Below are 1,400 nucleotides of genomic sequence, written 5' to 3' on the forward strand. Positions count from 1 at the left end.
ATTGAGATCGACCCAGAACACTGCAGCACCCGGCGACTGTTTGAGATTAACGTTAGCGTTGTTTTTCAACATGCCAGCAAACTGCGGCGGCACCGGGTTAATAATATCGACCTGCCCCGATTGCAGCGCCATATTCATCACTGAAGGTTCGCTGCTCCACGTCCATTTAATTTCATCCGGACCGGAAGATTTCCCCCAATAGTCAGGATTCTTTTGTTCAAGTACATATTCGCCGGATTTATACTGCACCAGTTTATAAGGCCCGGTGCCGTCAGCTTTATTGTTGATGCTGCCCGCTTTATCCGCTGTTGGACTCACCATTAATCCCGGGCCGGAGGCTAAAACAGTTAAAAACGCCGGATTAATTTTTTTCAGCTGAAACGTGACAGTGAGATCGTCTTTTTCCTTCACGTCCTGAATGAAGGTACGAATTTTCCCGCTACCGGCTAAACCGCGCTGCGTATTTAAATGACGCTGGAAGTTTTCTACCACCGCATCGGCATTAAATGGCGTGCCGTCGTGGAATTTCACATTTGGCCGCAGGGTAAAGGTCCAGTTAAGTCCGCTGTCATCGGATGTCCAGGATAATGCCAGCGCCGGAATGATTTTGCCGTCATCACCGAGACGCGTCAGGCCTTCGTACATCGGGTCCAGCACCGTGCCGGTAAAAGTCGCGGTTTGGTTGCCGGGGTCCATGCTGCGCGGCGGTTCGTTCTGCATGATCACCAGCTGGCTGGCAAAAACAGTGGCGCTCGCCATCGACGCCAATAAACAACCGGCCAGCGTCAGTACCTTGAAATGCTTGTATTTGCTTTCCATGAAGGCCCTCAATGAATCATTGAAACGATCGGTGAATGAACATTTATTTTTGGGTGTGCAGTGATGCATTTCGTAAGGTCGCCATTAATGGCGACCCTACAAATTCGAGCAATGCGTTATATAAGCCACACTCACTAAACAAAAGCCAATAGGTTGGTTCATATAATTTACTTATAATCAGATCTGCATTCAGAAATTTAACTAAATATCGTTGTATTTGTTTTCTGTCCTTATTATTGTCAGCGCATATTGCTAACGCCGCGAGAACCTCAATGCTCAATGCCCACCAGCAACAAATTCTGCGCTTACTTATTGCGTCGCATGGCATGAGCCGCACCGCGCTTGCGGAAAAAATGAAGTTAAGCAAAGCCGCAATTAGCCCGCTGGTGAAAGAGATGCTGCAGGCCGGATTATTGGAAGAGAGCGTTCCAGAATCCAGCGGCCAGGGTCGTCCATCGGTGTTATTAAAAATGCGTGCCGATAGCGCCTATTTTCTTGGTGCCTCGCTGCTTGGCGAGCGCGTAGTTTTGGTGCTGATTGATATGCACGGCCGCACGCTGGCCGCCACCCAGATGCCGTTG

Annotated in this window: 2 protein-coding genes; one reads left to right on the forward strand and one right to left on the reverse strand. The window is 49.3% G+C overall.

What is annotated here, in order from left to right; all coding sequences use genetic code 11:
- Positions 1 to 819 (reverse strand): ABC transporter substrate-binding protein (locus tag RTY00_RS11800; RefSeq protein ID WP_312664570.1); only part of this gene is annotated, 819 nt, incomplete at its 3' end.
- A gap of 272 nt (positions 820 to 1,091) precedes the next feature.
- On the opposite strand from RTY00_RS11800, the gene RTY00_RS11805 reads away from it, so the two are divergent.
- Positions 1,092 to 1,400 (forward strand): helix-turn-helix domain-containing protein (locus RTY00_RS11805; protein ID WP_312664571.1); only part of this gene is annotated, 309 nt, incomplete at its 3' end.

Origin of the sequence: Pantoea sp. CTOTU49201 (assembly GCF_032054795.1) — a bacterium.
Classification (GTDB): domain Bacteria; phylum Pseudomonadota; class Gammaproteobacteria; order Enterobacterales; family Enterobacteriaceae; genus Pantoea; species Pantoea symbiotica.